Source organism: Streptomyces sp. NPDC045967 (genome assembly GCF_056430495.1).
In genome coordinates, this window is sequence record NZ_JBWKLE010000008.1 from 16,675 (window position 1) to 42,662 (window position 25,988).

The window sequence follows — 25,988 nt, forward strand, 5'->3', positions numbered from 1 at the left end:
CGCGGACCGCGTGCGGTGGGGAGTGAGCGGACCATGAGCAGGTACGAGGAAGGCCGGAGCGGGTACGGCGAGGGCGGCGGGGGCGGCAGCCGGCGCGGGCTGTGGGTGGAGGAGCCGGCCCGGCGGCACCGCCTGCCGGATCCGGTGCGGGCGTCGGCGGTGCGGGCCGTGCTGATCGTGTCCGTGACCCTCATACAGGCGAGCGTCAGCTTCTTCCTGACGCTCGCCGGCTCCTGGCTGGCCTTCCCGATGGTGCTGGGCGCGATCGCCGGCATCGTCGTCGCCACCTGGGGCGTGCTGGACGTGTGGATCACCCGGCAGACGTGGAACCAGCGGTACGGGGTCGTGTCGGTGCCGAGCAGCACGGCGCGCAGCCGCAGGGAGGAGCGGCGGGCCGCCGAGGCCGCCCGGTCCCAGCGGAAGGCGGGCCCGGTCCGGATGGCCCGCGAGGACGGCCCCCTGGCGGCCTTCGGCCGCCACTGAGGCAGCCGCTGCGCCGCCGCCGGGGGTAACCCGACGGCGGGGGCTGCGCAGCGGCCTCGGGGGCCGCGCCTCAGCTCCGGCGGAACATCCGGGTCGCCGTGATCTCGCCGTGGATGGTCTCCTGCTCCGGCGACTGCTGCGGCAGGCCCGGGCGCAGGTGCTCCTCGACGCTGATGTACTTCAGGCCCGCCCGCAAATCCGCGTCATTGCGCAGGCGGATGACCAGCGGGAACTCGGCGAGGGCCGTGGTGTCGAACAGGCCCGTGGTGTAGAGCAGCTGGACACCGAGCGCGTCGGACACCGCCCGTTGCAGCTCCAGCAGGTAGGTGGCGTTGGCACGGCCGATGGGGTTGTCGAGGAACAGCGTGCCCGCGTGGCGGTGCTTGTCGCGGCCGCGGTCGTTGCTGCGCAGCGCCGCCATCGTGCAGTACAGGGCGATCGCGGCGGTCAGCAGCTGCCCGCCGGAGAACACGTCGCCCATCTGCCCGACCGGCACCCGCTCGGCACGCAGTACCGCGTCCGGCTTGAGGATCTCCACGGAGATGCCCTTGGGTTCCAGCGCCGCCTGGACTCCCCGCAGCAGCAGCGACATGCCGTCGCGGCGCCCCTCGCCGAAGGAGGCGGCGCTGTTCTTCTTCACCGCCGCGCGCGTGGCCTCGTCGATGACCTCGCCGAGCCGCTCGGTGAGTGTGACCTGGTCCGGCTCCTCGAAGCGGATCCGCAGGAACTCCTGCCCCGACCACTCCCCCAGGCCCTCCGGCAGCTGGGACAGCCGCTGCGCCGAGCGGAGCGTGGCCAGGGCCGACTCCACGAGGCCGCGCAGCCGGTCGACGATGCTGTCGCGGTTGCGCTCCAGCTGCGCCAGCTCGTCGGTCAGGACCCGCAGCCGCGGGGCGAAGGCCGCCGCCCAGGCCGCCGCGTGCTCGGGCAGGGCGGAGGCGGGCAGTTCGCGGATCTGCTGGCGTGCGGGGGTGCGCACCTGCTCGTAGCGGGTGGCGTTGGCGTGCCGCACCAGGATGTCGCTCGCCTCGCGCACCGCCGCCTCGGCGGCCGACAGGTCGGCCGCGCAGCCGCGCAGGGCGCGACGGGCCTCGGTGGCCGACTGGCGGGCCTCCTCCAGAGTGCCCGCGTGCGGCGCCGGCTCCTGCTCGTCCTCGGCGTGGGCGTGGTCGCGCAGGAGGTCGCGCAGCTGGGCGGCGGTCTCCTCAAAGCCGCCCGCGCCGTCCTCGGCGGTCCGGTGGGCCCGCAGGAGGTCGGCATGGGCGGCCCGGGCACTCTCGACGGCCGCGGTGTGGGCGGCGAGCTGGGCGGTGGCCGTCCGCAGCAGGGCCTGTGCGTGCTCCACGTCCCCGGGGACCAGCTCCTCGGGCAGTTCGGTGTGCGCCCCGCCTTCGGCGGGGGCGTGGCGTTCGGCCTCGCCGCGCAGCCGACCGAGCTGCTCGCTCGCGGTGGAGGCCCGGGTCTCCAGCATCTGGACCAGGGACTCGGCGCGGGCGGCGGCCGCCTGCCGTGAGGGGCCGTCGGCGCCGTCGGGGCTTTCCAGGAGCTGGGCGGCGCGGGTGCGGACCTTGTTGGTGAGGCGGTCCAGTTCGGCGAGGGCGGCGCTCTCGTCGCTCTCGGCGCGGGCCTGTTCGGCGCGCAGGTCGGCGCCGACGCCGACCTTCTCGTACAGCTGGGAGGCGGCGCGGTAGGCCTCGCGCAGGTCGGGCAGCGGCGCCCTGGACGCGCCATCGTCCTCGGGGAGCGGATCGGGGGCGCCCGCGATCTCGGCGCGCTCGGCGCGCAGGGCGCGGGCGGTGCGGCGGGCGTCGTCGGCGGCGCGCTGGGCGGCGCGCCGGTCCTCGTCGGCCGCGCGGGCCCGGTCCAGGCAGGCTTCGGCGCGGGCCTCGGACTCGGCGGCCTCGTCGGCGAGTTCGCGGAGCCGGGCCTGCCAGCCGGCACGTTCGCGCAGGCGGAAGGCGAGGCCCGCCAGCGCGTCGGCGACACGGCGTGCCCGCTGCGCGGTGTCCTGGCGCTCGTCGCGCACGCGGGTCGCGTCGGCGGCCGCCTCGTCGGCCTCGGCCCGTACGGTGCGGGCCTCCGCGAGTTCGGCGTCGGTCTCCTCGGCGAACGCCCGGGCGGCGGCGGCCTGCTGCGCGAGTTCGGCCAGGCGTCCGGGCGGGCAGCCGGTGCGCCAGGAGGCGAGGCGGGCGGCGAGCTCGCGGTCCTCGGCTAGGCGGGCGGCCAGGTCGCGGATCTCGGTGTCGCGGGTGGCGGCGCGGGCGCGCAGCGCCTGGCGCTCCTCGTCGGCGGCGAGCTCGTCGTGCATGGCCGGGTTCGGCGAGACGATGAAGACGCTCGACAGCGCCGGATCGCCCGACACGGGCGGCACCGGGGCCAGCAGGGCGGCGGCCGTGCCGACGGCGACGGTGGAGCGGGGCAGCAGGGCGGCGGCGGAGAGGACGTCGCGGGCACGGCTGTGGGTGTCGGGGTCGGTGATGACGACGCCGTCGACGAGTTCGGGGCGGGCGGCGAGGACGGCGGCGTGGTCGGCGGGGTCCACGGACTGGGCGAGGTAGCGCCAGCCGGGGAGGGCCGGGATGCCGTGTTCGCCCAGGTACTCGACGGTGGCGAGGACGTCCGGCCCGGGCGGCAGCAGGCCGCCGTCGCCCAGCGCGGCCAGGATGCGGGCGTCGTCGGCGGCGGCGGTGCGCAGCTCGAACAACTGCCGTTCGGCGGCGGCGACCCCGTCGGTCAGCAGCCGGTGGAGGTCCTCCGCGTTGCGGTCGAGGTCCTCGGCGGTGAGCCGTCCCGAGGGGTCGACCGGGGCGCCCGTGGCGCGCTGGCCCGCCGCGCCCTGTCCCGCGGTGCCGGGGTCCGCCGCCCGGGGCTGCGGGACGGTCGGGGAAGCGGCGGTCGGCGGGGAAGCGGCGGACGGCAGGCCCAGGAGGGCGGCCAGCCGCGGAGCTCGGGCGAGGGAGTCGGCGGCGCGGTGCTCCGCGTCGTAGGCGGACTCGGCCGCGGCCGCGGCGTCCGCGGCGCGGGCCGCGGTGAGTTCGGCCCGCGATTCCGCGGCGGCGCCCTCCCGGGCGGCCTCGGCGGCGGCGCGCGCGGCCTCCCGGGCCTCGTCCCAGGCGGCGACCGCGGTCTTCTCGGCGTCGGCGGCGGCCAGGGCGGCGCGCGCCGGGTCGGCGTCGGGCGCGGAGTCGTCGAGCCAGCCGGCGCGGACGGCCTCGGCGGTCTCCTGCTGGACCTCGCCCAGGCGCGAGCGCAGGTGCTCCGCCTCGCTCCGGGCCCGCTGGGCGGCCGTGGCGGCGGCGGTGGCGTCGCGGTGCGCGGCCTCCCCTGCGGCCTGCAGGGCGGCGGAGCGCTCCTCCTCCTCGTTGGCCGCCCGCTCGCCGTGCTCGGCGGCGGTGTGCAGGGCCCGTACGAGATCGGCGGCGGCGGTGGCGCGGGCGGCCAACGCCGGCGCGGCGTCGCGCTCGGCCTCCAGGATCGCGGCGGCGACCCGGGCGGAGCGGTCGGCGGCGGCGCGGTGGCGCAGGACGGTCTCGGCGGCCTGCCAGGCGGAGTGCAGCGTGCGCGCTTCGAGGAGTTCCCGGCGCTGGGCGGCGGCGGCCTTGTCGGCGACGGTCAGGGCCAGCGAGGCGTGCCGGTAGGCGAGTTCGGCGGAGACGGCGGCGCTGCGGGCGCGGGCGGCCTCGGCCGCGGTCACCTCGTGGGCCGCGCCGGTGACGCGTTGGGCGAGGTCGGCGGCGCGGCCGCGCTCATGGGAGGCGCGGGCGGACAGCCGCCGGGCGAGGGTGCGGGTGCGGCGTTCGGCGCCGGCGTGGACGTCGCGCAGCCGGGAGCGGGTCTCGGCGGCCTCGACGATGCGGCCCAGGAGGTCCACCGAACCGGCGGTGAAGTCCCGTTCGGCCATCAGCTCGGCGCGGCGGCCGAGTTTGTTGCCGAATCCGTGGACCAGGTCGGCGAGGCCGTCGGTGTCACGGGTGTCGGTGACCGCGCGCAGCAGCAGGTCGGTGAAGTCGGAGTCCTTCTTCACCGCGAAGAGCCCTGCGGCCTCGCCCTCGTCGGCGTTCATCTCGCGCTGGTAGCGGAAGAGTTCGGGGTCGAGGCCGAGCTCGGTCAGGTGCTCGTTCCACCGGTCGTGGATCTCCTCGAAGCAGACCTCCAGGTGCGGGTACGCCTTGCCGGCCTCGGTGAGGGCGTCGCGGAAGCCCTTCATCGTGCGGCGGCGGCCCTGCGCGCCGGAGACGCCTTCGACGGGCGGGCGCACGGCGGTGGCCTCCGCGACGGGCAGGCTGTCCAGGCTCAGACCGGGTCCGGGACGGAAGGAGTACCACGCCTCGGCGAACTTGCGCGGGTCGTTGGACACCTGGCGGCCGCGCCATTCGCTGACCTTGCCGACGACCACGCACTCGCCGGTCTGGGTGTGCTGCCACTCCAGGGCGACGTGGCCGCAGTCGTCGGCGAGCAGGAACTTGCGCAGCACGCCGGAGCTGGCGCCGCCGAGGGTGTTGCGGTGGCCGGGGAGCATCACCGAGAAGATCAGCTTGAGCAGGACGGACTTGCCGCCGCCGTTCTCCAGGAACAGCACCCCGGCGGGCGCCGGACGGCGCGGCGGGCCGGTCGGCTCGTCCTCGAAGAACTCCGCCTGCGCGGGCGCCGGGTGGGGCACCGGCTCGCCGACTCCGCGCAGGTCCAGCACGGTGTCGGCGTAGCGCGCACCGGCGGGCCCGATGGAGTAGAGGCGGATCCGGGACAGCTCGTACATGGCGGCGGACTCTCGTTGGTTCTCGGTGGTGTCTCGGTACCTGGGGCGGGTGGCTCAGGCGTGGAACGGCAGGCCCGCGTCGGCCGCGAGGTCGAGGTCGTCGCCCTCGGGCGGCGGCAGGAGGGTGGCGGAGCCGTCACTGACGGGGACCACGCCCAGTTCCAGGAGTTCGGCCATGGCCGCGCTGCCCGCCATGTCGCGGACCTGGAGCTGGTAGCGGGGGGTGGTGCGGTACGTGCCTCCGGCGTCGTCCCCGGTGCGCTGGAGGAAGCCGGATTCGGTGAGGAAGGCGGCGGCCTTGCCGACGATGCCGGTGGTGGAACCGGCCAGGCGGCGGGCGTCCTTGGTGGCGCCGGTCGCACTGCGGCGGGTGTAGACGCGCCAGGCGGCCTCCAGCCCGGGGGCGTCGGAGGCGGGGTCGGTGTTCTCGCCGAGCTCCTCGGCGCGCTCCTCCAGGCGGCGGCAGGTCTGCCGGACGAACGCGTCGACGCCGTTGACGGTGACGCGGCCGATGTAACCGTCGTCGGCGAGGTCCTCGGGGCGGGGGAAGGCGAGCGCCGCGACGGCGAGGTGGGCGAGGCCGTGCAGGAAGCGGTCGGCGGAGTCGGCGGCGGTGCGGCGGGCGTAATCGCCCATCCGGACGGCGAAGACGGAGTCCTCACCAGCGGCCACGGCCATGCCGGCCCGCGGGGACACCTCGAGGACGACGAGGCCGAGGCCGGTGGCGACGGCGTCGGCCAGACGGCCGAAGGCGGGGTCCTCGCGGTAGCGACGCAGGAGCTCCGCGTACTCGGCGTCGCGGGCGGGCAGCAGCTTGGGCTGCAGTCCGAACGCGACGAGCCGGGCCGCGTCGGCGGCGTCGGCGGGGGTGAGGGCCCCTCCGGGGGCGGGCGCGACGGGAGCCGACGGCGCGTCGGGCTCGCTCCACGCGGGGTGCTCGGCGTGGTGGTCGCTCACGGGTTCGTCTCCTCGACGGTGCGGGTGGTGGTGCGGTGGGTGGAGGCGGTGTGGGCGCCGGCCCCGGCGACGGCTCGCCGCGGGGGCGCTTCCCCGGTGGACGGTCCGCCACGGGTACGGGCGGCGGCCGCGGGCCCGCTCGGGGCCGGGGCCGCTCCCGCCGGGGCGGAGGCGGCGCTCATGCCGCCTCCGAGCGGTCGGCCGCCATCCCGGCCGCGTCCAGGAGGGCCGTGCCGACGATCAGGTCCGCGCCGCCGAACTCCGGGTCCTCGAGCTGCGTGCCGTCGTCCACCGCGAAGAGGAGGCGCTCCTCGCCCTGCCGGTAGGCCGTCCCGACGGCCGGGCTCGCGGCGTGCACGGCCAGCAGGGCGACGAGGTAGGGCAGTTCGGGGTCGCTGCGGCGGGCCTCGGCCAGCAGCCCGGACAGCCGGCGCGGGGCGTCGTGCGGCAGGTCCAGGAGGCGCATGGCCGCGGCGAGCTGCTCCTCGCTGAAGCGGCTGTCGTCCGGGGTCGCGATGAGGTCCGGCTCGGGCATCTCCGCGCCGAGGTGCTCCCGCTCCACCGGCGGGGTGAGCAGTATCTCGACCAGGTCCCCGACCCGTACCGAGACCGGGGTGCGCAGGCCCGCCCCGGCGGCGAAGAACGCGTCCGTGACCCGGCTCGCCCGTTCCAGCGGGAGCGGCAGCAGCGGGGCCACCAGCTGCCCGTACAGGTCGATCCCGGAGCGCGGCGCGGGCGCCGCGAACGCCTGGCGGTCCTGTTCGGCGCGGAAGAGCGGCCCGGCGTCCAGCAGCCGGGACTGGAGCTGGGTGTGGCGGCGGATGCAGTCCTTGACGATGTCGACGAGCTCGGCGGCCCGCCGCTTGCTCTCGGGCTCCTCCGCCTCGTCGCGGGCCCGGCGGATGTTGGTCAGGATCGCGTTCTCGTGGCGGTAGCGGTCGGCGACGTGGTCGAGGGCCTCCTCGATCATGTCGGGGACGGACCGCAGCCAGTCCACCGCCCGTACGTTGCGGCGTGTGGCGTCCAAAGTGCGGCGCAGGGTCTCCGCGTACTGCACCGTCCGGTAGCGGGCCTGCTCCGCCGCGAGCTGGGCGTCCGCCAGTCGGCCCCGGCTGATCAGCACCTCCAGCTTGACCTCGGCGGCGATCTGCGCGCTGGTCACGTCCGTGTCGAGGGCGCCGACCAGCACGTTGACGGCCTCGTCGGTCGTGCGCAGGTAGACCGCGCCCCCGTAGCCCGGCACCTCCTCGATCAGCTTGAAGTCGTAGTCGCGCCGGACGTAGACGCCGTCCGGCCCGAAGGTGCCGTAGATCGCGCGGAAACCGCGGTCCACACTGCCGACGTTGATCAGGTTCTCCAGCACCCAGCGGGCCACGCGCTCGTGCTCGGCCGCGGCGCGGGAGGGGGCCTGGGCGGCGACGCGCGGGAGCAGCCTCGCCACTATCTGCTCGTGGTCGGCGCCCGTGTCGAAGTCCATGTTCAGCGTGACCAGGTCGATCGCGGCCAGCGCGACCTCCGCCATCGCATAGACCCCGTACTCGCCGGCCAGATTGGCCTTGCGTACGTCGAGGTCGTGCAGCGGGGCGGTGCAGGCGAGCGCGCGCAGCCGCCGGGCCAGGCCCTCGTCGGCGGCCGGGCCCGGCGCCGGGGACGGAAGGGTCTTCGCCGGGGCGGGGAGAGTCACGGGCAAAGACTAGGCGCTGACCCCGACAACATCCCAAACGGCATGGTTCGGCCGGATCGTCCGCGGCGCGGCTGTTCTACGCTCACCGCATGGCTGCCATGATCACACCCGCGCTCCCGCCCGCCGGGGCGGCGATCGACCTGAACGCGGACCTCGGCGAGGGCTACGGGCGTTGGACGCTCACCGACGACGACGCCCTGCTCGCGGTCGTCACGAGCGCCAACGTCGCCTGCGGTTTCCACGCCGGGGACCCGTCCATCATGCGCCGGGTCTGCGAGCTGGCGGCGGAACGGGGCGTACGGATCGGCGCGCAGGTCTCCTACCGCGACCTGGCGGGTTTCGGGCGGCGCGCCATGGACGTGCCGGCCGGCGAGCTGGCGGACGAGGTGGCCTACCAGATCGGGGCCCTGGAGGTGTTCGCTCGGGCGGCCGGCTCCCGGGTGTCCTACGTGAAACCGCACGGCGCGCTGTACAACCGCACGGTGCACGACGCCGACCAGGCCGCGGCGGTGGTCGCGGGGGTCCTGACGGCCGGGAGTCCGCTGCCCGTACTGGGCCTGCCGGGCTCCCTGCTGCTCGACGCGGCCGCCGCGGCCGGACTGCCGCCCGTCGCGGAGGCGTTCGCCGACCGCGCCTACACGCCCGCCGGGACGCTGGTGCCGCGCGGCGAGCCGGGGGCGGTGGTGCACGATCCGGACGCCGTGGTGGAGCGGGCCGTGCGGATGGCGGCCGGGGGCACGATCACGGCGGCCGACGGCTCCCCCCTCCGGGTCGCCGCCCGTTCGCTGTGCCTGCACGGGGACACCCCGGGGGCCGCGGAGCTCGCACGGCGGGTCCGCGCGGCACTGGGCGCGGCCGGGGTCCGGGTGGAGGCGTTCGCGTGAGGAACCTCGTGGTCGGCGGGCACGCCCTGCTGGTCGAAGCGGACTCGGCCGCCGAGGTGGCCGCGCTCCACGCCGAACTGCTGCGCCGCCGGGAGGCGGGCGAGCTGGGCGCCGTGGAGGAGGTGGTGCCGGCCGCGCGGACGGTGCTGCTGGACGGCGTCCGGGACCCGGCCGGCCTGGGCGCCCGGATCGCCCGCTGGCGGGTGCCGGCGCTCGCTCCCTCGCAGGGCCCCCTGGTCACCGTCCCGGTGCGCTTCGACGGGCCGGACCTGGCGGAGGTGGCCGGGCTGTGGGGAGTGGCGCCGGGGGCCGTGGCCGGCATCGTCGCGGGCATCGGCTTCCGGGTGGCCTTCTGCGGGTTCGCGCCCGGCTTCGGTTACCTGACCGGGCTTCCCGAGCGCTACCACCTGCCCCGGAGGGCCACGCCCCGGACCGCCGTGCCGGCCGGGTCGCTGGCGCTCGCCGGGGAGTACGCGGGGGTGTACCCGCGCTCCTCCCCCGGCGGCTGGCAGCTGATCGGATCCACCGACGCGGTGCTCTGGGACCCGCAACGGGATCCGGCGGCCCTGTTCGCGCCCGGGGTGCGGGTCCGGTTCACGGAGGCGGGCCGATGACGGGACTGCTGGTGGTGCGCCCGGGCGCGCTGACCACCGTGCAGGACCGGGGCCGCCCGGGCCACGCGCACCTGGGCGTCCCCCGCTCGGGCGCCCTGGACACCGCGGCGTACGCGCTGGCCAACCGGCTGCTCGGCAACGCCCCGGACGCGGCGGCGCTGGAGACGACCCTGGACGGGGTGGCCTTGCGCGCCCTGGCTCCGGTCACCGTGGCGGTCACGGGCGCGCCTTGCCCGGTACGGGTGGACGGCCGCCCGGTGGCCTGGGGAACCGCGGTCGGGCTGCCGGCCGGGGCGGAGCTGGAGGTGGGCCGGGCGGAGTCGGGGCTGCGCGGCTACGTCGCCGTGCGGGGAGGGCTGGACGTCCCGCCGGTGCTGGGCAGTCGCTCGACGGACCTGCTGTCGGGCCTGGGGCCGGCGGTCCTGTCGGCCGGGAGCCTGCTGCCGGTGGGCCCGCCCGGCCCGGGTCCGGTGCCGGCGGTGGACCTCTGCCCCCTGCCCGGGCCGCCGGCCGAACTGCTGCTCCCGCTCCGGCCGGGGCCGCGGGCCGACTGGTTCACCGCGGCCTCGCTTTCGGGGCTGTGGCGCTCGGTGTTCCGGGTGTCGCCCCGGTCCAACCGGATCGGCCTGCGCACCGAGTCCGGGGCGCCGCTGGTCCGCTCCCGGGCGGGTGAGCTGCCGAGCGAGGGCATGGTCCTGGGCGCCGTCCAGGTGCCGCCCGACGGCCTGCCGGTGGTGTTCCTGGCCGACCACCCGGTGACAGGCGGCTACCCGGTGGTGGGTGTGGTCCCCCCGGGCCCGGCCCTGGACGCTGCGGCGCAGGCCCGGCCCGGCGTCCCGGTGCGGTTCGTCGCGGCCCGGTGACACCTCTTGCGGTGGCTGCGGCCGCGTACGGGGTGCGGGGCTGACCGCTGACCGGGCCCTGCGCGGCGCGCCGCCACCCGGCTCCCCGGCGCGCGGCGCGGCCCGGCCCCCTCGGGTGTGAGGGGCCGGGCCGGGTGCGTGCGTGGAGGCGGGGTCGGCGGGGTTACACGGCCGACTCCGGGGCGATGCGGCTCCGTACGGCGGACTGGACGTCCTCCTCCTCCGCGGGATCCGCCGCGAGGCGCCGCAGGCGGGGGGCGACGCGGGCGTCGGCCGTCTCGGCGTGGCGGGCGGCCACCTCGCGGGTGGTCTCCTCGCAGTCCCACAGGCATTCGACGGCGAAGCCGGCCGCGAAGGACGGGTCGGTGCTGGCCAGGGCCCGTGCGGCCCGGCCCCGCAGGTGGGAGGAGGCCGTCTCGCGGTAGATGTGCCGCAGCACGGGGGCCGCGCAGCCGATCGCGAGCCGGCCCGCTCCGTCCACCAGGGCGTACAGGGCCCGGGTGTCGGGGCCCGCGCCGCGGACGGTGGAGCGCAGGGCCCCCAGGACCAGGCCGGCGTCCCCGGCTCCGCCCCGCGCGGCCAGGACGGCGGCGGCGGCCGCGCCCAGGGCGTCGGGCCGGTGGATCCAGCGCCGGGCGCGGTCCACGGCGCCGGGGCCGCACATGCGCTCGTAGGCGGCCACCGCGGGCTCGTCGCCGGCGGCTTCGATCAGGTCCAGCACGGCGGGGTTCTCCGGCTCGGCGAGGACCAGGTGGTGCAGGGCGGTGGCGCGGGCCGCCTCACCGCAGGCGCCGGCCGCCGCCGCGAACACGGCGGGGCGGTCCTCGGGCTGGGCCACGGCGGCCAGGCATCGTGCGGCGGGCACGTGCAGCGGGGTGCCGCGGCGCAGTCCGTCGGCGGCCCAGTCGAACACGGCCTGCACTCCCCACCCGGGGCGGGGTCCGGCGGGGGTCAGCTGGCGCTGCCAGCGGTCGAAGGAGCCCGCCTGGCGGGCGGCGCGCAGGCGTTCCCCGTAGCGCGCCGACTCCTCCCACAGGGCCCAGGGCCTGGGCTCGTAGGCGTCGCGGACGGCGGCGGCCAGCCGCGCCTCACCCTCCGCTGCGGGGAAGCGTGCCATGACCGGATCGGCCAGGGACCGCAGTCCCTCGTCGTCGTCGCGCAGGGCGAGCTCGTCGAGGGCCCACGCCCAGTTCGCCCCGCAGGCGGCGTAGCGGCGCAGCAGCATGAGCGCGTCGTCGCGTCCGTACGAGGCCAGATGGCCCAGGACGGACAGGGCGAGGCCCGTCCGCTGGTCGGTGTCGTCGAGGAGGTCCTCGGCGCCGAAGAGGTGGGCCTCGATGGCGCCGAGGGGCCCGTCGAGGTCCAGGTAGAGCCGGGCGTAGTAGAGGGAGCGGTTCTCGACCTGCCAGTCCTGGCGCGGGTCGCGGACCACGCACTGGTCGAGGGCCTCCAGGGCCTGCGCCCTGGGCGCCGCGAGGGCGTGCAGCGTGCCGTCGCCGCGGCCCCGCTGGAGCAGCCCGAGCAGCGTGCCGCTCGGCGCTATGACTGGTTCGAACATGGAAGTGGCCTCAAATCAAGCTGGGTACGCAACCGGGAATCGGGATTCACAGGGCCGCGTAACAGCATGTGAGGACGTTCGCCGTCAGGTTCCGCTCGATGTAGACCATTGCCTTCTCACTCTCGTCGGTGCTTCGCGGCCAGGGCGGCCGGTGCGGCAGGCGCCGGGTGGGGACACCCGTCGTGTCCGGCCCGCTCCTGCCCGTCCGTCGTGTTCGCGAATCGAATCCGTCGCCATGATGACCCAGCCGGTTTGTGCGCCGCGACCACATTTACGGCGGCCGTGACCAACCTGTGAGGTCGGCCACGGGCCCGACCCGGTCCCTGACGGGCAGAAAAGCGGATTACTTGGCTCCGAAGAGTTCCAGCAGGTCGGCCTTGGCGAACATGCGCGCCGTGTCCACGGCCGAGGGCGTTCCGGCGGCCGGATCGGCCCCTCCGGCGAGCAGGGCGCGGATGACGGCCTCCTCGCCCTTGAAGACCGCTCCGGCGAGCGGGGTCTGGCCGCGGTCGTTGGCGCGGTCGGCCTCCGCGCCACGGGTGAGCAGGGCCGTGACGGTGTCGGAGTGGCCGTGGTAGGCGGCCAGCATGACGAGGGTGTCGCCGCGGTCGTTGGTGAGGTTCGCCGGCACTCCGGCGTCGAGGTACGCGGCGAGCGTCGCCGTCTCGCCCTGGCGGGCGAGGTCGAAGATCTTGGTGGCCAGTTCGATGACGTCCTCGTCGGGGACGTCCTGGGAACCGGCGCCGCCGTCGGTGGGCTCGCTCATCGTTCGTACCGCCTCTCACTCGCTGCTGGCATGGTCCGGCCCGGCGGACACCCCGGCCCGGCGGGCAGGGGGTGCACGGCACTGCGTCCGTACGGGTGAATCGTCAGGGTAGCGCCCGGACCTGCGCTCATGGGGCTGCGGCCGAGGCAATGATCACCCTTGACCCCCTTCGGGCCGGACGCGCCAGCCGGAGTGGCCCGGTCAAGTGAAAAACCCGCCGATTCACCCATATGCACCTTTTGTAGCATTGATACTTCCTGTGAGCCTGGAACAACTGATGGTGACTGTCCCCACTACCAGGAGAACCTCTCATGGTCCTGTCCATCTCAGGCGTCGTCCTGCTCGGCATCATCGCCTTCCTCTTCTTCAAGAAGGACGGGATGAAGCTCACCCACGCGTTCGTCTGCTCCCTGTTCGGCTTCTTCCTCGCCGGCTCCGCCATCGCTCCGAGCATCACCGCGAGTACGGCGAGCCTCGCGAGCCTGCTCGGCGGGATCAAGCTCTAGCCCGCCCCCGACACGGCGACGTCCAGTCGCACCCGAAGCATCCGAACACCCACAGCTCCAGGAGACGCCCGTGGCCCGGCGCCCACTTCCCCGCATCCTCGGCAGCGGAACCGCATCGCTGGCACGGGGCCGCGACCTCGCTCGCACGGCCGCCGACAGCGCCACGGACGTCCTCCATCCGCTCCTCACCATCGGACGCGGCCTGCGCCTCCTGGCATCCGCCGGGCGGCGCGCGTGGTCGGCCGCCCCCAAGGACAAGCGTGGTCCCGCGCTGTTCCTGGGAGCCGCCTGCGTCCTCGTGGTCGCGCTCGTCCCCTACGGACCGCTCCTCGCCCTGATCACCCTCATGGCGGCGGCGGCCTGGAAGGGACGCGACCGCACCCCGGTGAAGACCGGGCCCAGCGAGGCGGAGTCCGAACGCCTCGGCTCCCTCTACGAAGCACTCGTGCCGTACTTCTCCACCCCCGAAGACCCCAGTCCGCTCTTCGCCCACGGCGGGGAGTGGGACAAGGCCTTCAGCGGCTACGAGTTCGACGGGGCGGGCCGCGTCACCCGGCTCCACATCCGCTACCCGGCCTACTTCACCGATGGCGAGGCCGCCTCACGGGCCCGGATCGAGGCACTGCTGCACGCCAAGTCCGGGCGCGGACGGGAGTATCTCTTCGAATGGGACGAGGAGGGCAACCGGCTCGACCTGAGTGTGCTGGCGGCGCTGCCGACGGGCATCGCCGCCCAGCCTTTCGTGACCTCCCCCGGTGAGACCGTCCTCGGCTTCACCGACGCCGGCAGCGTCCGGCGCACCCTGCCCGTCCTGGACGGCGACGTGCCCCGGGACGTGCCGCCCGTCATCTGGCGCACCGGCCCGCGCGCCACGGAGCCCCACCTGCTGGCCGTGGGCCAGCCCGGCAGCGGGACCTCCACCCTGCTGCGCTCCCTCGCCCTGCAGGCCCTGCGGCAGGGCGGGGACGTCCTGGTCGTCGAGGGCGGCGGCAGCGGCGAGTACGCCTGCCTGGTCGGCCGCGCCGGCGTCATCGCCGTGGAATGCGGACCGGTCGGGGCGCTGGCCACCCTGGAATGGGCCGCGAAGGAGACCGAGCGGCGCCTCATCGCCGCCCACCGGGCCCGGGAGGCCGGCCGGCCCGTCCCCGAGGACACCCGCCGGCCCCTGTGGATCCTGCTCGACCGGCCCAGCGTGCTGGCGCACCTCGCCGCCGCCGAGGGCGGGCCCGATCCGCTCGCCCAGCTCCAGGTGCCGCTGCGGCACGGCCGGGCCGCGCACATCACCGTGGCGGTGACCGAGCAGTTCGACCATCTCGAACTGCTGCACGACGCCGTCTGGCAGCACACCCGCGCCCGCGTCGTCCTCGGACCGGCCTCGATCCAGCAGGTCGCCGACGTCCTGGGGCTGCCGCCGCACACCACCCCGCCCGCCGAGGTCCCGCCCGGCCGCGGGTACGCCCGGCTCGGCTCCGGCCCCGTCCACCGGCTCCAGGTCCCCGCCACCCCGGACCCGTACGACGACGCCGCACCCCCGGTGTTCCGGCAGGCCGTGCTGGAGCTGCTGCCCGACCGCCCCGCGTCCGGCGGGGGCGGTTCGGGCCACGGGCAGCCGCCGGCCCAGGGCTCGGCGGTCGATGTCGCCAAGACGTCCGACGTACCGGCGGAGACCGTCTAGTAGGGCTTGGTCCCCGGCTACGCCACGAAGGTGCGTGGCGGCTCCGCCCCGCTACCGCCCGCGCCCGTCCCGACCAGGGCCGCGGCGGCTGCCAGCCGGGCGGCGGCCTCGTCGGCCACCGGGCCGCCCACGGTGAACGGCAGCCGGACATAGCCCTCGAAGGCCCCGTCGACACCGAACCGGGGCCCTGAGGGGACCCGTACACCGACCCGCTCCCCCACCTCGGCCAGCCGGGAACCCGACAGGCCGCCCGCCCGGGCCCACAGCGTGAGCCCACCCCGCGGCACCTCGAACTCCCAATCCGGCAGCTCCCTGCGCACCGCCGTGACCAGCGCGTCCCGGTTCTCCCGGGCCTGCTCCCGGCGGATGCCGACGGCCTCCTGCCAGCCCCCGGACCGCATCAGCCAGTTCACCGCCAGCTGCTCCAGCACCGGCGTACCGAGGTCCGCGTACGCACGGGCGGCGACCAGGCTGCGGATCACATCGGGGGCCGCGCGGACCCACCCGATCCGCATGCCCGCCCAGAAGGCCTTGCTGGCCGACCCCACGGTGACCACCGTGCTGCCCCCGGGGTCGAAGGCACACACGGGGCGGGGCATCTCCACGTCCGGGTCGAGCCGCAGCTCCACCATGGTCTCGTCGACGACCAGGACCGTGCCGGCGGACCGGGCGGCCTCGACCATGGCCCGGCGCTGATCCTCGGAAGCCAGCGCTCCGGTCGGATTGTGGAAGTCGGCGACGACATAGGCCAGACGCGGGGCCGAGTCGCGCAGCACCTGCCGCCACACGTCCATGTCCCAGCCGGACAGCCCGCCCGCCATCGCCACGGGCACCAGGCGCACCCCGGCCGCGCGCATCAGCTGGAGGATGTTCGCGTAGGAAGGGGACTCGACGGCGATCCGCTCGCCGCGCCCGGCGAACAGGCTGCAGATCGCGTCGATCGCTCCCATCGCGCCGGTGGTGACCATGATCTGCTCGGGCATCGTGGGGATGCCCGCCTCGGTGTAGCGGTCGGCGAGCATCCGGCGCAGGGCGGGCAGGCCCGCCGGGTAGTCGCCATGGGTGTGGGCGTAGGGCGGCAGTTCCTCCAGCGCGCCCTGGACCGCCTTGGTGAGCCAGGGCTCGGGGGCCGGCAGGGCGGCGCAGCCGAGGTCGATCATGGAGCCGAGGGACTCCGGCGGCAGCGGTTCCAGGCCCCGGGCGGGCAGCGGGTTCCCGGCCGGTACGGAGGTCCAGCTGCCGGCACCCCGGCGGGACTCGAGGAACCCCTCCCCGCGCAGCGCCTCGTACGCGGCGGCGACGGTGGTGCGGCTGAGGGAAAGGGCCGTGGCCAGCTCGCGCTCGGCGGGCAGCCGGGCGGCCACCGGAACGCGCCCTTCGAGGACGAGGAGGCGGACCCCGTCGGCGAGGGTGCGGTAGGCGGGCGGCCTGCGGGCGCCCGGCGCGACGGGCCGGTCCTGCTGGGAGGCGATCAGTCGGGCGAGCTGCGCGGCACCGACCGCCGAGGTCCATTCGGCCATTGCGTCCGGTCCACCTTCGCGAATTGGCCTCGGAAGGGCGCACCCGGGGCCGGGATTGGATTGATTCTGCGGGGACAGGGTGTCACGCCCCGGTCCACTCACGCCAGGGGGCCGCCCCGGTCGGCGACCGGCCCCTCGACAGGTGCCGCGACGGGTTCCGAGACGGGCCCCTCGGCCTCCGTTCACCCCGCGGACCACCGGCACCGCCCGTCCCGGGGGATACTGCGGCCGTGACGCACGTACGCCTTCGCCATCCCTATCTGGACCACCCGGCTCCGATCGCCTTCGCCCACCGGGGCGGGGCCGCCGACGGCCTCGAGAACACCGCCGCCGCCTTCCGGCGGGCCGCCGAAGCGGGCTACCGGTACTTCGAGACCGACGTGCACGCCACGCTCGACGGCAAGCTCGTCGCCTTCCACGACTCCACCCTGGACCGCGTCACCGACGGGCGGGGCCGGATCGCCGAGCTGCCGTGGAAGCGGATCCGCGAGGCCCGGGTGGGCGGCACCGAGCCGCTGGCGCTCTTCGAGGACCTGCTGGAGGAGTTCCCGGACGCCCGCTGGAACATCGACGTCAAGGCCGAGTCCGCGCTGCACCCGCTGGTGAACCTGATCGCGCGGGCGGGCGTCTGGGACCGGGTGTGCGTGGGCTCCTTCTCCGAGAGCCGGGTGGCCCGGGCCCACAAGATCGCCGGCCCCCGGCTGGCGACCTCCTACGGCGTGCGCGGGGTGGTCGGCCTGCGCCTGCGGTCCTACGCGATCCCCGCGGCGCTGCGCGCGGGCGCGGTGGCGGCCCAGGTCCCGGAGAGCCAGGGAGGCATCCGCGTGGTCGACCGGCGCTTCGTGCGGACCGCCCACGAGCGGGGCCTGCAGGTCCACGTGTGGACCGTGAACGAACCGGAACGCATGGAGGCCCTCCTCGACCTGGGAGTCGATGGCATCATGACCGACCGGATCGACATCTTGCGCGCGGTGCTGGACGGACGCGGGGCCTGGGCCTGACAAGGCCGCCGGCCCCGCGCGGACTGCCGGGGCGTGCGGCAGGGGGACCAGCGAGGGGGCACCGATGAGTGCGCAGACTTCGGGCACGGCGCAACCGGGGGCCGAGGACGGCAAACCGGACGCGGGGGCGGCGGCCGCGCGGAGGCGCGAGCAGCGGGGCTGGTACTTCTACGACTTCGCCGTCTCGGTGTACTCGGCGAGCGTGCTCACCGTGTTCCTCGGCCCGTACCTGACCTCGGTGGCCAAGGCCGCCGCGGACGCCGAGGGCTTCGTGCACCCGCTGGGCATCCCGGTGCGGGCCGGATCCTTCTTCGCGTACGCGGTGTCCGCCTCGGTGATCCTGGCCGTCCTGCTCATGCCGCTGGTCGGCGCGGTCGCGGACCGGTCGGGCCGCAAGAAGCCGATGCTGGCGGTGGCGGCGTACACCGGCGCGGCGGCGACGGCCGGCATGTACTTCCTCGGGGGCGAGCGCTACCTGCTGGGCGGACTGCTGCTGGTCGTGGCGAACGCCTCGCTGTCGGTGTCGATGGTCCTCTACAACGCCTACCTGCCGCAGATCTCCACTCCCGACGAACGGGACGCGGTGTCCTCGCGGGGCTGGGCCTTCGGCTACACCGCGGGCAGCCTGATGCTGGTGGTGAACCTGGTCCTCTACCTCGGCCACGACTCCTTCGGCCTCAGCGAGGGCGAGGCGGTCCGGGTGTGCCTGGCCTCGGCGGGGCTGTGGTGGGGGGCCTTCGCGCTGATCCCGCTGCGCAGGCTGCGGGACCGGACCGTGGTGCGGGACGCGGGGGCGGGCCCGGCGGTCAGCGGCTGGAAGCAGCTGGTCGCCACGCTGAAGGACATGCGGCGCTATCCGCTGACCCTGTCGTTCCTGCTGGCGTACCTCATCTACAACGACGGCGTGCAGACGGTGATCTCCCAAGCCTCGATCTACGGCGCGGAGGAGTTGCAGCTGGAGCAGTCCACCCTGATCGGGGCGGTGCTGCTGGTGCAGGTGCTGGCGATCGCGGGCGCACTGGGGATGGGCCGGCTGGCCCGGGTCTACGGTGCCAAGCGGACGATCCTCGGTTCGCTGGCCGCGTGGGCCCTGACGCTCGCGGCCGGATACTTCCTGCCCGCCCGGACCCCGGTGTGGTTCTTCGCGCTCGCCGCGATGATCGGGCTGGTGCTGGGCGGCAGCCAGGCGCTGTCGCGCTCGCTCTTCTCGCACCTGGTCCCGGCGGGCAAGGAGGCGGAGTACTTCTCGGCGTACGAGATGAGCGACCGCGGCCTGAGCTGGGTGGGCCCGCTGGTGTTCGGCCTCACCTACCAGGTCACGGGCAGCTACCGGGACGCGATCATCTCGCTGGTGGTCTTCTTCGCACTGGGTTTCGTGCTGCTGGCCCGAGTGCCGGTGCGGCGCGCGGTGGAGGCGGCAGGCAATCCTGTACCGGAACGGATCTGAGAGGGGTCCACCCGTGCGCACGGCCCGGATCCACGAACGAATTCCGAACTGATTTAGACGTTGAAGCCGTGGGGCGGTAGTGTACGCCTTTGGCCTGCCAGGCGGACCGTTACTGCGCGCGTACGAAGTGTAGACGTTGGGTGACATCTGCTGCCAGATGTGACAAAACGGGCACTGGTGGGTACAACAAGGGGCGGCACGACGGGCGACGCGTGACCCGGAGCGGGAATCTATACCGCCGACCGGACGTTGACCGGATGACGACGACAGCGACACCTGTCCTGTGGGCGACAAAGCCCGGGAGGCACGATTCATGAGTGAGCGAGCTCTCCGCGGTACGCGCCTCGTGGTTACCAGCTACGAGACGGACCGCGGCATCGATCTGGCCCCGCGCCAGGCGGTGGAGTACGCATGCCAGAACGGACATCGATTTGAGATGCCGTTCTCGGTTGAGGCAGAAATTCCGCCGGAGTGGGAGTGCAAGGCGTGCGGCGCCATGGCACTCCTGGTGGACGGGGACGGACCCGAAGAGAAGAAGGGCAAGCCCGCGCGAACGCACTGGGACATGCTCATGGAGCGGCGCACTCGCGAGGAGCTGGAGGAAGTGCTGGCCGAAAGGCTGGCGGTCCTCCGTTCCGGCGCCATGAACATTGCCGTGCATCCGCGGGACAGCCGCAAGTCCGCCTGACAGCCGGACGAGAGCGACAGCCGAGGGGCCCCGCCACACAGTGTGTGGCGGGGCCCCTCGGCTGTCGCGTGCCCGTGCGCTCGGCGCCGCCTCCGCTGGTGCGCCCGGCGCAGCGGCCCACCCTGCGCTGACCGGGGCTCTGCTCCTACGGGGCGCGCCGGCCCTACGGCGTGAGCGGCGGGCGGTGGCCCGCATCCGGCCCGGGCTGCTGCCCGGGCGTCTCCTCGCGGACGACCTCGCCCTGGACGACCTTGCCGTCGGGATGGCGGATCCGGGTCCGCTGGAAGGCGTCGCCCAGCGTGCCCGGGGACACCGAGGCCATCCTCCGCTCCAGCGAACGACCGGCCCGGCGGCTGATCCACGCCCGGACGGGGGGCAGCAGGCACAGCAGGCCCGCCGCGTCGGACAGCAGGCCCGGCATGATCAGGAGCAGACCGGCCAGCATGGTCAGGCCGTTGCCCTGGCCGGGTCGGGTCGGGGCAGGCGCCACACCTTGCTGCGCCTGCTGGAAGGTCTCCGCCAGGTTCCTGAAGGCACGGCGGCCGGCGCGCTTGATGACCACCACGCCCAGGACCAGCCCGCCCGCGAGCAGCGCGGCGACGGTGAGCCCGCCGGCCGCGCTCGCGACCAGGCCGAGCAACCAGATCTCCAGGACCAGCCAGACGGCGACCGCCAGGGGAAGGAACGTACGGACACGTGAGCGCTGCGGCCTCTGGGCCGTCGGGCTGGGAACGCCGGTCGTCATACCCCCAGTGTGCCTGGGCGCGCGTAAAAGCAGCCTCAGCCGGAGGTACCGGACATCCCTTAGGGGGCGCCCGGCCGCCGGCGGCCGGGCGGGGCTTCCCCGGTCAGGCCCTGTCGCCTTCCCTGCCGGGGCCCTCGGCCGGGCCCTCGGCGGCCTTCGCACCGGCACCGCTGCCGGGGCCCTCGGCCGGACGGTCTGCGACTGCCTTGTCCGAGGTCCCGCCGGCTCCCTCGGCCTGCGACCGGGCGGGCTTGCCGGGGAGCAGCTTGGCCGCCTGCGTCTTCAGGCCCCACTGCGTGACCCGCCACAGGGCCTCCACCACGATGTCCTTGCTCATCTTGCTGTCGCCGAACTCCCGCTCGACGAAGGTGATCGGGACCTCCACCACGCGGAAACCCTTCTGCACGGCCCGCCGGGCCAGGTCGACCTGGAAGCAGTAGCCCGCGGAGGCCACCTCGTCCAGCCCCAGGCCCTCCAGGGTCTCGCGGCGGAAAGCCCGGTAACCGCCGGTGACGTCCCGGATCGGGACGTCCAGCATCAGGCGGGAGTACGTCGACCCGCCGCGCGAGAGGATCTCGCGGCTCTTGGGCCAGTTCACGACGCGGCCCCCGGGCACCCAGCGGGAGCCCAGCACCAGGTCGGCGCCGGACAGCGCGGTGAGCAGGCGCGGCAGCTCCTCGGGCTGGTGCGAACCGTCGGCGTCCATCTCGACGACCACGCCGTAGCCCGCCTCCAGGGCCCAGACGAAGCCGGCCAGGTAGGCGGCGCCGAGCCCCTCCTTGCCCTTGCGGTGCAGGACGTGCACGTGGTCGTCACCGGCCGCCAGCTCGTCGGCGAGCTTGCCGGTGCCGTCCGGACTGTTGTCGTCCGCGACCAGGATGTGGGCCTCGGGCACCGCCGCGCGGACGCGGCCGACGATCAGCCCGATGTTCTCCGCCTCGTTGTAGGTCGGAATGATCACCAAGGCCGTACCGAGCGGTCCGTAGGTCCGCTGTCCGCCGTCGCTCACTGAGTCCCCTTTTGTGCTCGTGCACGTCCCGTAGGTGTGGTCGCAGTCAATGACTTTAGAACAGTGATCGGGGCCCGCGGTCCTTCGGGCCGGTCGGACTCCCGCTGGCTGCGGGCCGCCGTGACCGTTGTCTACTGGACCGCCGGGCCCCGAACTGGGGCCACCCTCCCCCAACTGCCGCTAGGGGTGCCCCCACCGGCGAAACCCTCCCTCGCCCCCGAGGCGCGGGCGCGCTGAGCAGACGGATCCGTCCGGCACGGACGTCCTGTGGTGGACCCGGCCGAACCTATCCGGGTCCGGGCGCCCGCACCGAACCGAGGCCCGCCGGATCACCCCTGTGGGCGTACGAAAACCTCCCGCCCGCCGACCACGGTCGCCAGGCACACCGGCAGCTCGGCGCCGGGCGTCAGATCGGGCAGTCCGGGGGTGCCGGAACGGGGGTCGGTGGACCAGCGGGCGACCCGGTCGTCGGGGGCCTGCACGACCAGTTCGCCGGTCTGCCAGACGGCGTAGTCGGCCGGTGCGCCGGGCACCAGGACCCCCGCGTCGTCACGGCCCAGCGCCCGCCAGCCGCCCCGGGTGTGGGCGGTGAAGGCGGCCCGGACGGAGATGCGGTGCTCGGGGGTCCGGTGGAAGGCGGCCGCCCGGACCGTGCCCCACGGATCGAGCGGGGTGACCGGCGCGTCCGAGCCGAAGGCCAGCGGGACACCGGCCTTGAGCAGGGCCGCGTACGGGTTCAGGGTGCGGGCGCGCTCCGCGCCGAGACGGTCGGCGTACATGCCGTCCGCTCCGCCCCAGGCGGCGTCGAAGGCGGGCTGCACGGACGCGGTCAGGCCCAGCTCGGCGAAGGCCGCGATGGTGGCGGGAGTCATCATCTCCGCGTGCTCGACGCGGTGCCGGGCCGCGCGGACCCGCGCCAGGCCGACCTTCTCCGCGGCGGCCCGCACGCCCTCCACGACGGCGCCGACCGCCGCGTCGCCGATGGCGTGGAACCCGGCCTGGAGCCCCGCCTCGGTGCACGCCACGACGTGCTCCGCGACCGCGCGCGCGTCCAGGTAGCCGGTGCCGGTGTGGGGTGCGTCGGCGTACGGGGCGTGCAGGCAGGCGGTGTGCGAGCCGAGGGCGCCGTCGACGAACAGGTCCCCGGCCGCGCCGACCGCGCCGAGCTCCCTGGCCCGGTCGAGGTCCGTGTCCGCCCAGTACCCGAAGACGCGCGGCCCGGGCCGCTCCGCCGCCAGGGCCAGCAGGGCGGTGAAGTCCTCCGCGGAGGAGATGCCGGGCCCCCCGCACTCGTGCACGGAACCGATGCCGAGCGAGGCGGCCCGGTCCAGGGCGGTCCGCTGCGCCTCGGCACGCTGGGCAGGGGTGACGGCCGCCAGAGCGGCGGCGCGCACCGCGTGGTGGGCCTCGCGCGTCAGCGGCTCGTCCCCGTCCGGGCTCACGCCCGGGACGAGCTCCAGCAGCGCGGTCGTGACCACCGCCGAGTGCACGTCGATACGGCTGAGGTAGAGCGGGCGGCCCCCGGCGGCCTCGTCGAGCTCGGCACGGCGCGGTGCGCGTCGCTCGGGCCAGCGCGCCGCGTCCCAGCCGTGTCCGAGGAGCACCCGGTCGGCGGGACGGCTCACGGCGTACGCGCGGACCAGGTCCAGGGCGGCCGAGAGGGAAGGCGCTGCCGACAGGTCCAGGCCGGTGAGCGCGAGACCGGCGGACGTGGTGTGCACGTGGGCGTCGGTGAAAGCGGGCGTCACGAGCGCCCCGCCGAGGTCGACGACCTCGTCCACACCCTGCGCGAAGGCGTCGGCCGCGCCCTCGGAGCCGACCCAGGCGATGCGCCCCCGCTCGACCACCATCGCCGTGGCGAAGGGGTCGGCCGGGCTGTGTACCTCGCCCCCGCGGAGGAGGACGGTCCTGGTCGGTGCTCCGGCGGCGTCGGCGGAGTGGGCGGTGCGCTCAGTCATGCCGACCAGTCTCGCGCGTCACCGGGGCGGACTCGACCGAGGGGTCCCGGGGAGGAGGAGGCGCGGGCGTGGGGCGGGGGTGCCGGCGGCGGGCGGGGGTGCGGGCGCCCGGGGGCCGTCTCGCCGTACGCGGGGCGGGCGGGGGGCGCCGGCGTGGGGCGGGCCGTCCCGCTAGTGCTGTGGCCGGAAGGGTTTGCCGGGTCGCGGTGTCCGGTGCGGTGCATCGCAAGGCGGAGGGGCGCGGCTCGTACTGGACGTACGTGCGCGGTCCGACAACGCGGCGAGGTGCCGTGCCGGGCGCCGCGACGCGGTGAACCTTGCCGGCCACAGCACTAGACGCGGGGCGGGCGGGCCTCGTACGGCGTGGACAGGACCACGGTCGTGCGGGTCGACACGTGGGCGAGGGCGCGCAACCGGCCCAGGAGGTCCTCGAGCTCGAGCGGGGTCGCGACGCGCACCTTGAGGATGTAGTTCTCGTCGCCCGCGACGCTGTGGCACGCCTCGATCTCGGGAACCCCGGCCAGCCGGTCGGCGATGTCGTCCGGCGCGCTCGGGTCGAACGGCTTGACCGAGATGAAGGCCGTCAGCGGCAGCCCCACGGCCTCCGGGTCGACCACGGCCGCGTAGCCGCGGATCACTCCGCGCTGCTCCAGCCGACGTACTCGCTGATGGACCGCCGACGTGGACAGTCCCGTGGCCTTGCCCAGGTCCGTGTAGCTCATCCGCCCGTCCCGCACGAGCAGATCCACGATCTGGCGGTCCAGCTCCTCCATTGCGCTCATAGCCGCACAACCTAAGGCCCAAGGCGTGTTCAGGCACAGTGCTGTCCGCCCACTGGAGGCATTGGCGCCGGGCATGTGACCAAGGCCACAACCGTATGCGGGCGTACGACGGGCTGCGGTGGTTACTCGTGCCGCGCGGCGGGAAGTGCTTGCTGTGGCCGTGGCCGAAGAATCAGCCCGCCCGGCCCAGCCAAGGGGGATACATCCATGCCGAACACCAAGCGCGCCGGTCGTACCGAACCGGAGCCCCTGGAACCGCTCGTTTCCGGCGACGACGCGTACGCCGAAGACGGCGAATACCTCGACGACAACGACGGCTTCGAGATCCACCACGCGGTCTGCCCCGACTGCGGCCAGTCGATCGCCCTCGTCGCCGACGAGGAGCACCTGCCGCAGCACGCCCTGTGCCTGACCCCGTGGAACCCCTTCGGGCTCACGGTGTGCGCGGGCACCGGGCGGCCGGTGGGCGACGCCCTGCCCACCGTCGGCATGATCCAGCCGACGGGTGTGCAGGAGCTGGAGCCGGTGGTGATGCTCAGCCTGCCGCAGGGGCTCGACTGGCGGACGCAGCCCTTCTCCCACGTGGGCGGTCCGGGCTCGCGCCCGGTCCGCGTCCCGGGCCCCCTGCTCCCGCAGACCCGGCAGGAGCACGCCCAGGCGGCGTGACCGGGTCGGCCGACTGGGAGTTGGGGCGGGGTCGGGGCGCCCGGGCCGGTTGGGGTCGGGTCCGGATCGGCTTGAGGTCGGGTCCGGATCGGCTCGGGGTCGGGCTCGGGGCGGCTCGGGGTCGGGCTCGGGGCGTGATCCGGATCGGCTCGGGATGCGGTTGAACCGGTCGTCCGGGCTTACCAGTACGTTCCCTGCACCATGGCGGCCAGGCTGGCGTGGTGCAGAATCAGGCCGTCCGGATCCGCGGGGACCTCGACTTCGCCGAAGTAAGCCTGCCGGTAGGCGATGCGCAGCATGACGATCCCGTGCCGCAGCGCCGCGTAGAGCGTGTGGAACTCCATGTCGCGCGGCGTGTGCCCGGTGAGTTCGGCGTAGCGGCGTTCCAGGTCCTCGCGACGCAGGAAGTCCGGGAGTCCGGGCTGGCCGAAGCCGACGGTGAGGTCCTGGAAGAACCGGTGGAGGTAGACGGTCCAGCCGAGATCCACCTCGCGCGGGGCGTACGCCGCCATCTCCCAGTCCAGGACCGCCCCGGGCGTGAAGCCGTCGTAGACGACGTTGCCGATGCGGGCGTCACCCCAGTTGAGGACCGCCGGGCCTTCGTCCTGCGGCCACAGCTCCTCCAGCCGGGCGAACGCCCGCTCGATCAGCGGGGACGGGGCGAGGCCGTCAACCACCCAGGAGTAGTAGGCGCGTTGGGCGTCCACGTGCCGGCGGAGCGGAGTGCCCTCCCCCTCGGGGAGCAGGAACTCGGCCTCCCTGTCCGGGAACTGGTCGTGCAGACGGGCCAGCAGGGAGATGCTCGCCTCCTGGAGGCCGGCGCGCTCGGCGTCCGTGGCGGCGTGCAGCCAGTTGCCCTCGTAGGTGTAGGGCATGACGTCGGGCGGAACGCGGCCTTCGGCGCGTGCCATCACGAAGAACGGCGCCCCGAGCGGCTCCGGGTTGCGCTCCAGCCATTGCACGCGCGGGACGGGCACGTCCGTGTACCGGGCGACCAGGCTCATCACGCGGTGCTGGCGCGGCATGTCGTAGGTGGGGAAGACGCTGTAGGCGGCGGGGTCGGCGGCGAGCCTGAGCGCGCAGGCGCGCAGCGGGGTGTCGGGGTGCTCTATGTCGAAGAGGAGCGTCTCGCTGGACATGCCGTTGGAGCCGGGCACGGAGACGTTGGTGACCTTCGCGCCGGGGAGTTCACCGTCCAGCCAGAGGGCGAGCCGTCGCCCGAGCTCCTCGGGTTCCCGGGTGGAGGTGCGCGGACGTGGGGCGGCGGCCATGGGTGAGCCTCTTTCTCGGTCGGCTGGGGCGGGGGGACCTGGGGCGGAGGGTCGACTGGGGGGACGGGGGTCGGCTGGGGCGGAGAGGGTCGACTGGGGGACGGGGTTCGGCTGGGGCGGAGAGGCGGGATGGGCGGGACGGTCGGGGTGAGGCG

At 75.0% G+C, this 25,988-nt stretch carries 22 protein-coding genes; 10 read left to right on the forward strand and 12 right to left on the reverse strand.

Annotated elements, in window-relative coordinates; genetic code table 11:
- Positions 1–33 precede the first annotated feature (33 nt).
- Positions 34–483, forward strand: a complete 450-nt coding sequence (locus AC07FY_RS17795) for a hypothetical protein (RefSeq protein WP_479007157.1) — start codon at positions 34–36, stop codon at positions 481–483.
- A gap of 70 nt (positions 484–553) precedes the next feature.
- Here the strand turns inward: AC07FY_RS17795 and AC07FY_RS17800 are convergent, their stop codons facing one another.
- Genes AC07FY_RS17800 through AC07FY_RS17815 form a run of 4 tightly spaced genes read right to left on the reverse strand, consistent with a single transcriptional unit; the run spans position 554 to position 7,880 of the window.
- Complete coding sequence (locus AC07FY_RS17800; RefSeq protein WP_479007160.1) at positions 554–5,239, reverse strand: hypothetical protein; 4,686 nt, start codon at positions 5,237–5,239, stop codon at positions 554–556.
- A 54-nt stretch (positions 5,240–5,293) separates the two neighbouring features.
- A complete protein-coding gene (locus AC07FY_RS17805) occupies positions 5,294–6,196 on the reverse strand; it encodes a hypothetical protein (protein ID WP_479007163.1) in 903 nt (300 codons plus the stop codon).
- A complete protein-coding gene (locus tag AC07FY_RS17810) occupies positions 6,193–6,378 on the reverse strand; it encodes a hypothetical protein (RefSeq protein WP_479007166.1) in 186 nt (61 codons plus the stop codon). The genes AC07FY_RS17805 and AC07FY_RS17810 overlap by 4 nt, the downstream gene beginning before the upstream one ends.
- Positions 6,375–7,880, reverse strand: coding sequence for a hypothetical protein (locus AC07FY_RS17815; RefSeq protein WP_479007169.1), 1,506 nt, complete (start codon positions 7,878–7,880; stop codon positions 6,375–6,377). Before AC07FY_RS17815 ends, AC07FY_RS17810 begins: the two co-directional genes overlap by 4 nt.
- 98 nt (positions 7,881–7,978) lie before the next feature.
- Between AC07FY_RS17815 and AC07FY_RS17820 the strand changes: the two genes are divergently transcribed.
- The 3 genes from AC07FY_RS17820 to AC07FY_RS17830 are packed head-to-tail and all read left to right on the forward strand — an operon-like array spanning position 7,979 to position 10,241.
- Positions 7,979–8,764 (forward strand): LamB/YcsF family protein, encoded by a 786-nt coding sequence (locus AC07FY_RS17820; protein WP_479007609.1) that lies wholly within the window; start codon positions 7,979–7,981, stop codon positions 8,762–8,764.
- Positions 8,761–9,378 carry a 5-oxoprolinase subunit B family protein gene (locus AC07FY_RS17825; RefSeq protein ID WP_479007171.1) on the forward strand — a complete coding sequence of 206 codons (618 nt, stop codon included), beginning with the start codon at positions 8,761–8,763 and terminating at the stop codon, positions 9,376–9,378. Before AC07FY_RS17820 ends, AC07FY_RS17825 begins: the two co-directional genes overlap by 4 nt.
- Positions 9,375–10,241, forward strand: coding sequence for a 5-oxoprolinase subunit C family protein (locus tag AC07FY_RS17830; protein WP_479007174.1), 867 nt, complete (start codon positions 9,375–9,377; stop codon positions 10,239–10,241). Before AC07FY_RS17825 ends, AC07FY_RS17830 begins: the two co-directional genes overlap by 4 nt.
- A gap of 163 nt (positions 10,242–10,404) precedes the next feature.
- Here the strand turns inward: AC07FY_RS17830 and AC07FY_RS17835 are convergent, their stop codons facing one another.
- Positions 10,405–11,799, reverse strand: a complete 1,395-nt coding sequence (locus tag AC07FY_RS17835; RefSeq protein ID WP_479007176.1) for a HEAT repeat domain-containing protein — start codon at positions 11,797–11,799, stop codon at positions 10,405–10,407.
- A gap of 343 nt (positions 11,800–12,142) precedes the next feature.
- Positions 12,143–12,565, reverse strand: coding sequence for an ankyrin repeat domain-containing protein (locus AC07FY_RS17840; protein ID WP_479007179.1), 423 nt, complete (start codon positions 12,563–12,565; stop codon positions 12,143–12,145).
- A 311-nt stretch (positions 12,566–12,876) separates the two neighbouring features.
- Here AC07FY_RS17840 and AC07FY_RS17845 point away from each other — a divergent pair, with 311 nt between their 5' ends.
- Together AC07FY_RS17845 and AC07FY_RS17850 are read left to right on the forward strand one after the other, a co-directional pair.
- The gene (locus tag AC07FY_RS17845) at positions 12,877–13,071 is read left to right on the forward strand and encodes a hypothetical protein (RefSeq protein ID WP_136210723.1); all 195 of its coding nucleotides are present in this window, start codon (positions 12,877–12,879) and stop codon (positions 13,069–13,071) included.
- A 70-nt stretch (positions 13,072–13,141) separates the two neighbouring features.
- Entirely contained in the window at positions 13,142–14,746 is a 1,605-nt protein-coding gene (locus AC07FY_RS17850; RefSeq protein WP_479007182.1) for a hypothetical protein, read from the forward strand.
- 17 nt (positions 14,747–14,763) lie between these two features.
- Here AC07FY_RS17850 and AC07FY_RS17855 read toward each other — a convergent pair whose 3' ends face one another.
- Positions 14,764–16,266 carry an SCO1417 family PLP biosynthesis transcription factor gene (locus AC07FY_RS17855; protein WP_479007185.1) on the reverse strand — a complete coding sequence of 501 codons (1,503 nt, stop codon included), beginning with the start codon at positions 16,264–16,266 and terminating at the stop codon, positions 14,764–14,766.
- Positions 16,267–16,496: 230 nt separating this feature from the next.
- On the opposite strand from AC07FY_RS17855, the gene AC07FY_RS17860 reads away from it, so the two are divergent.
- The 3 genes from AC07FY_RS17860 to AC07FY_RS17870 all read left to right on the forward strand — a co-directional run bounded on the left by AC07FY_RS17860 (position 16,497) and on the right by AC07FY_RS17870 (position 19,402).
- Complete coding sequence (locus tag AC07FY_RS17860) at positions 16,497–17,267, forward strand: glycerophosphodiester phosphodiesterase family protein (protein WP_479007188.1); 771 nt, start codon at positions 16,497–16,499, stop codon at positions 17,265–17,267.
- A gap of 64 nt (positions 17,268–17,331) precedes the next feature.
- Positions 17,332–18,714 (forward strand): MFS transporter, encoded by a 1,383-nt coding sequence (locus AC07FY_RS17865; protein ID WP_479007191.1) that lies wholly within the window; start codon positions 17,332–17,334, stop codon positions 18,712–18,714.
- A gap of 313 nt (positions 18,715–19,027) precedes the next feature.
- Positions 19,028–19,402 carry an RNA polymerase-binding protein RbpA gene (locus AC07FY_RS17870; RefSeq protein ID WP_007262928.1) on the forward strand — a complete coding sequence of 125 codons (375 nt, stop codon included), beginning with the start codon at positions 19,028–19,030 and terminating at the stop codon, positions 19,400–19,402.
- Between the two features lie 163 nt (positions 19,403–19,565).
- On the opposite strand, the gene fxsA is transcribed toward AC07FY_RS17870, so the two are convergent.
- From fxsA to AC07FY_RS17890, 4 genes are all read right to left on the reverse strand, one after another.
- Entirely contained in the window at positions 19,566–20,147 is a 582-nt protein-coding gene (gene fxsA, locus AC07FY_RS17875) for an FxsA family membrane protein (RefSeq protein WP_479007194.1), read from the reverse strand.
- 103 nt (positions 20,148–20,250) lie between these two features.
- The gene (locus tag AC07FY_RS17880; RefSeq protein WP_479007197.1) at positions 20,251–21,156 is read right to left on the reverse strand and encodes a polyprenol monophosphomannose synthase; all 906 of its coding nucleotides are present in this window, start codon (positions 21,154–21,156) and stop codon (positions 20,251–20,253) included.
- 329 nt (positions 21,157–21,485) lie between these two features.
- The gene (locus AC07FY_RS17885) at positions 21,486–23,114 is read right to left on the reverse strand and encodes an amidohydrolase (RefSeq protein WP_479007200.1); all 1,629 of its coding nucleotides are present in this window, start codon (positions 23,112–23,114) and stop codon (positions 21,486–21,488) included.
- Between the two features lie 332 nt (positions 23,115–23,446).
- Complete coding sequence (locus AC07FY_RS17890) at positions 23,447–23,887, reverse strand: Lrp/AsnC family transcriptional regulator (RefSeq protein ID WP_030011705.1); 441 nt, start codon at positions 23,885–23,887, stop codon at positions 23,447–23,449.
- A gap of 216 nt (positions 23,888–24,103) precedes the next feature.
- Between AC07FY_RS17890 and AC07FY_RS17895 the strand changes: the two genes are divergently transcribed.
- Complete coding sequence (locus AC07FY_RS17895; protein WP_479007202.1) at positions 24,104–24,562, forward strand: hypothetical protein; 459 nt, start codon at positions 24,104–24,106, stop codon at positions 24,560–24,562.
- 179 nt (positions 24,563–24,741) lie between these two features.
- Here AC07FY_RS17895 and AC07FY_RS17900 read toward each other — a convergent pair whose 3' ends face one another.
- Complete coding sequence (locus AC07FY_RS17900; RefSeq protein WP_479007205.1) at positions 24,742–25,833, reverse strand: phosphotransferase family protein; 1,092 nt, start codon at positions 25,831–25,833, stop codon at positions 24,742–24,744.
- Positions 25,834–25,988: the final 155 nt, after the last annotated feature.

Bases quoted from the DNA above. Each gene is read 5' to 3' on its own strand.
- AC07FY_RS17820 (WP_479007609.1), top strand. From the start codon at position 7,979: ATGATCACACCCGCGCTCCCGCCCGCCGGGGCGGCGATCGACCTGAAC.
- AC07FY_RS17885 (WP_479007200.1), bottom strand. From the start codon at position 23,114: ATGACTGAGCGCACCGCCCACTCCGCCGACGCCGCCGGAGCACCGACC.
- AC07FY_RS17800 (WP_479007160.1), bottom strand. From the start codon at position 5,239: ATGTACGAGCTGTCCCGGATCCGCCTCTACTCCATCGGGCCCGCCGGT.
- AC07FY_RS17890 (WP_030011705.1), bottom strand. From the start codon at position 23,887: ATGGAGGAGCTGGACCGCCAGATCGTGGATCTGCTCGTGCGGGACGGG.
- AC07FY_RS17840 (WP_479007179.1), bottom strand. From the start codon at position 12,565: ATGAGCGAGCCCACCGACGGCGGCGCCGGTTCCCAGGACGTCCCCGAC.
- AC07FY_RS17895 (WP_479007202.1), top strand. From the start codon at position 24,104: ATGCCGAACACCAAGCGCGCCGGTCGTACCGAACCGGAGCCCCTGGAA.
- AC07FY_RS17795 (WP_479007157.1), top strand. From the start codon at position 34: ATGAGCAGGTACGAGGAAGGCCGGAGCGGGTACGGCGAGGGCGGCGGG.
- AC07FY_RS17810 (WP_479007166.1), bottom strand. From the start codon at position 6,378: ATGAGCGCCGCCTCCGCCCCGGCGGGAGCGGCCCCGGCCCCGAGCGGG.
- AC07FY_RS17900 (WP_479007205.1), bottom strand. From the start codon at position 25,833: ATGGCCGCCGCCCCACGTCCGCGCACCTCCACCCGGGAACCCGAGGAG.
- fxsA (WP_479007194.1), bottom strand. From the start codon at position 20,147: ATGACGACCGGCGTTCCCAGCCCGACGGCCCAGAGGCCGCAGCGCTCA.
- AC07FY_RS17845 (WP_136210723.1), top strand. From the start codon at position 12,877: ATGGTCCTGTCCATCTCAGGCGTCGTCCTGCTCGGCATCATCGCCTTC.
- AC07FY_RS17830 (WP_479007174.1), top strand. From the start codon at position 9,375: ATGACGGGACTGCTGGTGGTGCGCCCGGGCGCGCTGACCACCGTGCAG.
- AC07FY_RS17865 (WP_479007191.1), top strand. From the start codon at position 17,332: ATGAGTGCGCAGACTTCGGGCACGGCGCAACCGGGGGCCGAGGACGGC.
- AC07FY_RS17870 (WP_007262928.1), top strand. From the start codon at position 19,028: ATGAGTGAGCGAGCTCTCCGCGGTACGCGCCTCGTGGTTACCAGCTAC.
- AC07FY_RS17835 (WP_479007176.1), bottom strand. From the start codon at position 11,799: ATGTTCGAACCAGTCATAGCGCCGAGCGGCACGCTGCTCGGGCTGCTC.
- AC07FY_RS17855 (WP_479007185.1), bottom strand. From the start codon at position 16,266: ATGGCCGAATGGACCTCGGCGGTCGGTGCCGCGCAGCTCGCCCGACTG.